Below are 8,874 nucleotides of genomic sequence, written 5' to 3'. Positions count from 1 at the left end.
CGACTTGCATGTGTTAGGCCTGCCGCTAGCGTTCATCCTGAGCCAGGATCAAACTCTTCATCGTTAATTTTTGTGTGTCCGTTATATTATAGATACAACAGACAGCTTTTAACGACCAATAGGAATTTCTAGTACTCAAAATGGTCTATTCTCTTTGTTTAATTTAAATCGTTTCCAATTCAAATCTTACGCTGTCAATTCAATATGTTTATGAACTTTTTCTGTCTTCTCTAATCTCGTTTCCTCGTTTAGCGGGTGCAAATATAAAACCCTTTTTTTACTCTCACAATACTTCCTCGATTTTTTTTAGAAAAATTCAATCTTTTTTTTCTCTCCCAAAACCACGGTATATTTATGAACTAGCGCCTCAAGAACCAATGCCCTTTTTAGCGGCTGCAAACATACAACCTTTTTTGTTCCTACAATACTTTTTTTAAGTTTTTTTGAAAAAAATTTTTGACCAATTTTCTATCCAAACCTCAGTGCCTTTATGAACGTTTCCAAGCTGCCGATCTTAAACGATATTGGCCGCTAAGCGGGTGCAAAGATACTCCCCGTTTTTACATATCCTAACCTTTTTTTAATATTATTTTAATACCCCTTTTTAAACCCTGAATTACAACACGTTATAAAATAACTTTTTTTCAACTCTTTTTAAACTTTATTCCTGATCGGTACTTTAACACCCCGTATCCACATGTCCTTATTATTATACCAATCTTTTTTTTATCTTATATGGGTAATATTTCTACATAGTCTTATCATTTTAATTACTTCGTCTCTTCCCTACTATCTAAAACTGAGCATCCTCATATAAAGCATATAACAAAACTGTTTTCGAGACCATGATAATATACTTTGAAATGCCTACACCAAAACAGTTAAATACAACAGATTTCTTTTATTAATACTCTAAGGCTTTTAAGTAAATTGAAAATTACTTCTCAAAAAAACACAATGGACTTCAGTTGGACTGTATAAAATACGGAGTAACACCAAAATTTAATCACATATTAAATTATACATATATATATATTGTGTGGATTTGTTTATACTATTATCTTTGCATTCTGATTTTAAATTATTTTATGATAGATATAACATTACCCGATGGAAGTGTAAAGCAGTTTGAAAAAAATGCTACACCTATGGATGTTGCTAAAAGCATTAGTGAAGGATTTGCAAGAAACGTGATTTCGGCAAATTTTAATGGTACAACTGTTGAAACTGTTACTCCATTAACCACCGATGGCTCTTTAGTTTTATATACTTGGAATAACGACGAGGGTAAAACTGCTTTTTGGCATTCTTCTGCGCATGTATTAGCACAAGCTATTGAAGAATTATATTCTGGTGCAAAATTGACTATCGGTCCTGCGATTGAAAATGGGTTTTATTATGATGTAGACTTTGGTGATCATGTAGTTTCTGAGAAAGACTTCAAAGCTATTGAAACTAAAATGATAGAAATTGCACGTGGGAAACATGAGTTTAAAATGCGTTCTGCAACAAAAGCTGAAGCTTTAGAACTTTATAATGGTAATGAGTTTAAAACCGAGCTGATAGAAAATCTTGAGGATGGTACTATTACTTTTTGTGATCATTCTACTTTTACAGATTTATGTCGTGGGGGTCATATTCCTAATACAGGTATTATTAAAGCTGTAAAAATTTTATCGGTTGCTGGAGCTTATTGGAGAGGTAATGAAAACAACCCACAATTAACAAGGGTGTATGGCATATCTTTCCCAAAACAAAAAGAGCTTACTGCTCATTTAGAATTATTAGAAGAAGCAAAAAAGCGTGATCATAGAAAATTAGGGAAGGAACTAGAATTATTTACGTTCTCAAGAAAAGTTGGACAAGGTTTACCATTGTGGTTACCAAAAGGTGCTGCTTTACGTGAACGTTTAGAAAACTTTTTGAAAGCTGCACAAAAGAAAGCTGGTTACGAAATGGTTGTTACGCCTCATATTGGACAGAAAGAATTATATGTTACTTCTGGTCATTATGCGAAATATGGTGAGGATAGCTTTCAACCAATACACACACCTAAAGAGGACGAAGAGTTTTTATTAAAACCCATGAATTGTCCGCACCACTGTGAAATATATAATAGTGCACAATGGAGTTACAAAGATTTACCTAAGCGTTATGCCGAATTTGGAACCGTATATAGATATGAACAAAGTGGTGAATTACATGGATTGACAAGAGTTAGAGGGTTTACTCAAGATGATGCTCATTTATTTTGTACACCAGATCAATTAGATCAAGAATTTAAAAATGTTATAGATTTAGTTCTTTATGTTTTTGGTTCTTTAGGATTTGAAAACTTTACTGCTCAGGTGTCATTAAGAGATCCTGATAATTTAGAAAAATATATAGGTAGTAATGAAAATTGGGAAAAGGCAGAAAAAGCCATTTTGAATGCTGCTATTGATAAAGGGTTAAATTATGTTGTTGAAACTGGTGAAGCTGCTTTTTACGGACCTAAGTTAGATTTCATGGTAAAAGACGCCCTAGGAAGACGTTGGCAACTTGGTACTATTCAAGTAGATTACACCTTACCTGAGCGCTTTGATTTAACTTACAAAGGCAGTGATAATGAGCTACACAGACCTATAATGATACATCGTGCTCCTTTTGGAAGTATGGAACGTTTTATCGCTATTTTATTAGAACATACTGCTGGTAATTTCCCGCTTTGGTTAATGCCAACACAAGCTGTAATATTATCAATTAGCGAGAAATATGAAAAATACTCCGAAAAAGTTTTAAATTTGCTAGAAAATGACGAAATTCGCGCCCTTGTGGACCATAGAAATGAGACTATTGGGAAGAAAATTAGGGAAGCTGAAATGCAGAAGCACCCATTTATGATTATCATTGGCGAGCAAGAAGAGAAAGAAAATAAAATAACTGTGCGTAAGCATGGAGGAGAAGATTTAGGAATGATTACCATTGAAAGATTCTCTGAAATTATAAAAGAAGAAGTAAGTAAAACGTTAAAATCGTTCTAAAAAATAAAGTTTAATTTAAAACCATAATGTCATAGCAATTCGAAGAAGAAATCAACCCAATAGAAGGGTTATACAAGAGGATAAACATAAAATAAACTCTAAGATTAGTGCACCTAACGTACGTCTTGTTGGAGACAACGTAGAAATTGGTGTTTATTCTACCAGAGATGCTTTAAAAATAGCTGATGAGCAAGGATTAGATCTTGTAGAGATTTCTCCAAACGCTGATCCTCCTGTTTGTAAGGTTATGGATTATAAAAAGTTTCTTTATGAACAAAAGAAACGTGATAAGGCTTTAAAATCTAAAGCGACAAAAGTTATCATTAAAGAAATTCGTTTCGGACCTCAAACGGATGATCATGATTATGAATTTAAAAAGAAACATGCTGAGAAATTCTTGAAAGAAGGCGCAAAGCTTAAAGCATTTGTATTTTTTAAAGGACGATCCATTATATTTAAAGAACAAGGTCAGATCTTATTATTGCGTTTAGCGCAAGATTTAGAAGAACTTGGTAAAGTAGAGCAAATGCCACGTTTAGAAGGTAAACGTATGACTATGTTTATTGCTCCAAAAAAATAACAAGAATATATAGTTATATACTCAAAGATAAGATGCTGAAACGAGATCAGCACTAAAGTAATTAAGCGAAATAATTAAAACTAGGAGAAGAAAATGCCTAAAATGAAAACAAAATCTAGTGCCAAAAAACGGTTTAAGTTAACTGGTACCGGAAAGATTAAAAGAAAGCATGCTTTTAAAAGTCACATCTTAACAAAGAAGTCTAAAAAGCGTAAACTTGCTCTGACTCATGATACATTAGTACATAAGGCAGATGAGGATAATATTAAAACAATGTTACGTTTAAAGTAATATTATTTTAATCGGTTAAACACTATTTATAAACCCTGGAGTTAGGCTCACTGATTAACGAATGTAGATTTTAAATTTACGAGTTAAGAAATAAAAAAGTTCTCGAAATAAATTCGGGACGCCTACTACAAAAAACAATTAAAATTATGCCAAGATCAGTAAATTCTGTAGCTAAAAGAGCTAGAAGAAAAAAGGTACTTAAACAAGCAAAAGGTTACTTTGGAAGACGTAAAAACGTTTGGACAGTAGCAAAAAATGCGGTTGACAAAGCGATGCAATACTCGTACAGAGACCGTAGAAACAAAAAGAGAACATTCCGTGCTTTATGGATTACGCGTATTAACGCAGGAGCCAGAGAACATGGTTTATCTTATTCTCAATTCATGGGGAAATTAAAAGCTAATGATATTGAATTAAACCGTAAGGTTTTAGCAGATTTAGCTATGAATAACCCTGAGGCTTTTAAAGCTGTTATAGAGAAAGTAAAATAAGGCGTTTCGCCTATTGTTAAACATATTATTCGCTTAATAAAAAATCCGGTTCTTAATTGAATCGGATTTTTTTTGGTTTTATATTTCTTCTTTAAAATTTAATTTGATTGTCCGCAATGTGTCATAATAACAACTTGAATGTCAGGTCGAGCGCAGTCGAGACCTTATTTTGAGCACTTTAGATTTGATGACCTCTAGACTGCGCTCGAGCGGACAATGGGTTATGATAGATTACGGATATTCAATAAATTTAATTTCTAAATCACAAAACGTCTTCTTTTATAATAGCATTATTTTAAACTCCAAAAGCAGTAATAACAATGGTCCTTGCTCCACCGTAATCTCTATGCTCGCACAAGTATACTCCTTGCCAAATCCCTAGATTTAATCTTCCTTTTGTAATTGGAATGTTTACAGACGCTCCAAGTAACGAAGCCTTAATATGTGCTGGCATATCGTCCGAACCTTCATACGTGTGTTTATAATAAGGAGCATTTTCAGGAACCATGACATTAAAATGGGATTCAAAATCTGATCTCACTGTAGCATCAGCGTTTTCATTTATCGTTAAACTGGCAGAGGTATGCTTAATAAATACTTGCATTTGCCCTTTTTCTATTTGTCCAATTTCTGGAATAGCACTTAGAATATTATTTGTAATTAAATGAAAACCTCTTGTATAAGGTGGCAATTTTATTTCTTTTTGAAAAAACTTCATACTTACTAATTTCACACTAAACTTTAGCCAAAGTATATATAATCAAACTTTTATTAAAATTATAACGCAACCATTTTAGTCTTTTACCATCTTTATAGATGAATACTAATTTAAAAAGTATGAAAAAGTATTTCTTAATTGTGTTATCTAGTTTATTCTTATTTACTAGTTGTTCTGTAGATAATAATAATCCTGAACCTCAAACTGTAATTGCTCAGTGGAATTTGATTAAAACAACTGGAGGTATCGCTGGTGTTAATGATGAATTTTCATTAAAAACCATTGTTTGGGTTTTTAATGAAGTAGATTTTGAAATCGAAGTTGAGAATAAAAATACGGATGATACTAAACAAGATGCTCTAGATTCTGGTACTTACTCCTATTCAGTTAAAAATGTTGAAGGAAAATCGTTTCTTACTATTGATGGTGATGAAATTGGTCGTTATACAATTACTGGTAACAAGCTGGTCATAGATCAAAATGATCAATCGGAAGGTTCTGGTGCAGATGGTTTTGTATACACTTTCGAAAGAACTATACAAGTTGTTGAATAGCCAAATGCTAAGTTTTCTGTTTCTTTTTCCTAGCAGCTGGAAATAATACATTATTCAAAATAAGTCTATAGCCTGGAGATGTTGGATGTAAGTCCAATTCTGTCTTAGCGTCTCCTACTCTATGCTGATAATCTTCAGGATCATGTCCTCCATAAAAAGTAAAGAATCCTTTTCCTTTTATACCATGGATATATTTAGCTTCTCCATTCGACTTTGTTTCACCCATAACTAATACATTCGATTTTATTTCATCTCTAGTAAAAGATGTTGTCTGCCCCATAAAGCCTTTTACCAAAGCTGTATGATTTTGACATAACATTGTTGGAATGGGATCCCATTTTGCAGAAAATTCCATTAATGAAAAATAATCGATTGTTTTAGGAATTCTTCGTTTGCTAGTCATATCTATAGAGGAAAACTCATAAACAACTGGGCTACGTTCCAATGTGAAATTAGAAAAAGCAAATGTTTTATTATAATCAATTTTGTTTTGATAGGCAGGATCACTTCCATCTCCATCAAACATAGGCTCACAAATATCAATACCTTCAGCAGATAAAGCAATATCAAAACTATCTGTTGCGCTACACATAGCAAACATGAATCCTCCTCCAACAACATAGTCTCTAATCTTTAAAGCTACATCTGATTTTTCTTGAGATACTTTACTATAACCTAGTTTTGTTGCTAATGCTTCTGCTTCTTTTTTTTCTTGAATATACCAAGAAGCTGCTCTGTAAGCACCATAAAATTTACCGTATTGACCTGTGAAATCTTCATGATGTAAATGCAACCAATCAAACAATAATAAACCATCATTTAACACTTCTTCATCGTAAACAGTTTCATAAGGTATTTCAGCATATTTCAATACCATAGTAACAGCATCATCCCAAGGTAATTTTCCTTTTGGTGTATAAACCGCTATTTTGGGAGCTTTTTCTAAAATTACTGCTTCCATATTTTTGCTTGGACTGCTTATTTCTTCTAAAATGCTTTCTACTTTTGAGTTTGAAATGACTTCGAAAGAAATACCACGGATTTGACACTCTCGCTGAATAGCCTCTGTATCTGGTAATAAAAAAGAACCTCCTCTATAATTTAAAAGCCATTTTACTTTTAATTCCTTATTAAGTGTCCAATACGTAATACCATATGCTTTTAGGTGATTTTTTTGACTTTCTGCATCCATGGGTATAAGAATATAGGATGCATAGGTATTAATACCTATTAATATAAAGAGTAAACTTATAAATAACTTTTTCAATTTGAAGCGAAACTTTATGAGATTTCTCGGTCGTTCCTTTTTGAAATGACTGAGACTCTTATTGATGTTGAAAGATACTTAAATTTTCTTCCGATTAAAACGTTTTAACATTTTGTTCGAACAATATTTATAAAACTATATCTCTCTTTCTAAACCCTATAAATAGGATGATAATCAGTATTAATTACTTTAAAACTATTTTCGTCTTGTCTATTCTATCCATGTTTCAATTTCTTGAACATATAGTAAATCAAAGGTAAAGTAGAAGTAGATTCCTGCCTACGCAGGAATGATAGATTAATTTTTAAAATGGTACATCATTATCATCATCATTGAACGAGCTTCCGAAAGCTTGATCTGGACTTGCTTTAAAATCATCTGCTTTGAAAGTATCATCATTCGCAGCTGCATTCATTTTAGAATGAAACTCAAAAGGTGAGTCAAAATCATCTAAATTATCAAACTTACCTAAGTGACCAAGGAACTTTAATCGTATATTTTCTAAACCACCATTTCTATGTTTTGCAATAATAAATTCTGCCTGCCCTTCTGTTGGAGATCGTTCATCATCATCCCATTCTTCAATTTTATAATATTCTGGTCTGTAAATAAACGATACAATATCGGCATCTTGCTCAATCGCTCCAGATTCACGTAAATCTGATAGTAAAGGACGTTTACTTCCTCCACGTGTTTCAACTGCACGAGATAACTGTGATAATGCTATTACCGGAACCATTAATTCTTTGGCTAATGCTTTAAGGTTTCTGGAAATCATAGAAATTTCCTGTTCACGATTTCCTCCATGACTAGGCCCACCTGTCATCAACTGTAAATAATCAATCATGATTAATTTAATACCGTGTTGAGATGATAAACGACGTGCTTTTGCTCTTAAATCAAATATGGACAGCGATGGAGTATCATCAATAAAAAGGGGTGCTTTTTCTAAGCCTTTTACTTTTACATTGAGTTGCTCCCACTCATGTTTTTCAAGTTTTCCTGTACGCAATTTTTCAGAAGACAAACCTGTTTCGCTAGAAATTAGACGCGTTATTAATTGCACGGATGCCATCTCTAAAGAAAAGAATGCCACTGGTATATTTTGATCTACCGCAATATTTCTCGCCATAGAAAGCGTTAAAGCCGTTTTCCCCATCCCTGGACGTGCCGCAACTATAATTAAATCGGACGGCTGCCAGCCTGATGTTAGTTTATCTAATTTATTAAAACCTGTTGGAATTCCACTAAGCCCTTCTTTATTCGAAATTTCTTCGATTTTCTTTTTGGCTTGTATGACTAAATCTTGAGCGGTTTCACTCGATTTCTTAATATTTCCTTGTGTAACCTCGTATAATTTTGATTCTGCTTTATCTAGTAAATCGAAAACGTCTTTAGTTTCGTCATAAGAATCTTCTATAATTTCGTTAGAAATCTTAATTAAACTGCGTTGAATAAATTTCTGCAAAATAATACGTGCATGAAATTCAATATGGGCAGAAGAAGATACTTTTTGTGTTAGCGAAATAAGGTAAAAATCGCCACCAGCTAGTTCCAGTTTTGAACTTTTCTTTAATTGCGTGGAAACGGTTAATAAGTCTACAGGTTCACTATTTTCGAATAATTGAAAAATCGCTTCAAAAATGTATTGATGTGCTTCTTTGTAAAATGCATCTGGGCTTAAAATATCAATAACTTCATCGACTCCTTTCTTATCAATCATCATTGCTCCAAGCACAACCTCTTCTAAATCAAGGGCTTGAGGAGGTATTTTACCCTTCTCCAGACTAATAATAGTACTTTTATCTACTTTATATCCTTGAACTTGGTTAGGTTGTTTCATACTTACGAAAGTAATTAAAAAGAAAGGGTTTTTAAACAAAAAATGAATTATGGTTACTCACCAGTCATTAACAATTTAACTGTTAATAACTTAAAAATATTGTTGAT

8 protein-coding genes and 1 rRNA gene are annotated in these 8,874 nt (G+C 32.7%); 5 read left to right on the top strand and 4 right to left on the bottom strand.

Annotated elements, in window-relative coordinates; all coding sequences use genetic code 11:
- A 16S ribosomal RNA gene (locus Q4Q39_RS20545) occupies window positions 1-64 on the bottom strand; the annotation flags it as partial.
- A 1,024-nt stretch (window positions 65-1,088) separates the two neighbouring features.
- Here Q4Q39_RS20545 and thrS point away from each other — a divergent pair.
- The 4 genes from thrS (at window position 1,089) to rplT (ending at window position 4,385) form a co-directional block, all read left to right on the top strand.
- The gene (thrS, locus tag Q4Q39_RS20540) at window positions 1,089-3,023 is read left to right on the top strand and encodes a threonine--tRNA ligase (RefSeq protein ID WP_303284476.1); all 1,935 of its coding nucleotides are present in this window, start codon (window positions 1,089-1,091) and stop codon (window positions 3,021-3,023) included.
- Between the two features lie 70 nt (window positions 3,024-3,093).
- On the top strand, window positions 3,094-3,603 hold the full coding sequence (gene infC, locus Q4Q39_RS20535) for a translation initiation factor IF-3 (RefSeq protein WP_135876693.1): 510 nt from the start codon (window positions 3,094-3,096) through the stop codon (window positions 3,601-3,603).
- A gap of 93 nt (window positions 3,604-3,696) precedes the next feature.
- A complete protein-coding gene (gene rpmI / locus Q4Q39_RS20530; RefSeq protein WP_019388182.1) occupies window positions 3,697-3,894 on the top strand; it encodes a 50S ribosomal protein L35 in 198 nt (65 codons plus the stop codon).
- A 146-nt stretch (window positions 3,895-4,040) separates the two neighbouring features.
- Window positions 4,041-4,385, top strand: a complete 345-nt coding sequence (rplT, locus tag Q4Q39_RS20525) for a 50S ribosomal protein L20 (RefSeq protein ID WP_109308747.1) — start codon at window positions 4,041-4,043, stop codon at window positions 4,383-4,385.
- Window positions 4,386-4,680: 295 nt separating this feature from the next.
- Here rplT and Q4Q39_RS20520 read toward each other — a convergent pair whose 3' ends face one another.
- Window positions 4,681-5,103, bottom strand: coding sequence for a secondary thiamine-phosphate synthase enzyme YjbQ (locus Q4Q39_RS20520; protein WP_303284475.1), 423 nt, complete (start codon window positions 5,101-5,103; stop codon window positions 4,681-4,683).
- Window positions 5,104-5,222: 119 nt separating this feature from the next.
- On the opposite strand from Q4Q39_RS20520, the gene Q4Q39_RS20515 reads away from it, so the two are divergent.
- On the top strand, window positions 5,223-5,657 hold the full coding sequence (locus Q4Q39_RS20515; RefSeq protein WP_303284474.1) for a hypothetical protein: 435 nt from the start codon (window positions 5,223-5,225) through the stop codon (window positions 5,655-5,657).
- Between the two features lie 7 nt (window positions 5,658-5,664).
- Here Q4Q39_RS20515 and Q4Q39_RS20510 read toward each other — a convergent pair whose 3' ends face one another.
- Together Q4Q39_RS20510 and dnaB are read right to left on the bottom strand one after the other, a co-directional pair.
- Entirely contained in the window at window positions 5,665-6,924 is a 1,260-nt protein-coding gene (locus tag Q4Q39_RS20510) for an asparagine synthetase B (RefSeq protein ID WP_303284473.1), read from the bottom strand.
- A gap of 304 nt (window positions 6,925-7,228) precedes the next feature.
- Window positions 7,229-8,767, bottom strand: a complete 1,539-nt coding sequence (dnaB, locus tag Q4Q39_RS20505) for a replicative DNA helicase (protein WP_303284472.1) — start codon at window positions 8,765-8,767, stop codon at window positions 7,229-7,231.
- Window positions 8,768-8,874 lie beyond the last annotated feature (107 nt).

Source organism: Flavivirga amylovorans (assembly GCF_030540875.1).
GTDB classification, from domain to species: Bacteria; Bacteroidota; Bacteroidia; order Flavobacteriales; family Flavobacteriaceae; genus Flavivirga; species Flavivirga amylovorans.
The sequence above is the reverse complement of the archived record's forward strand: the minus strand, read 5'-3'. Positions and strand labels throughout refer to the sequence as shown.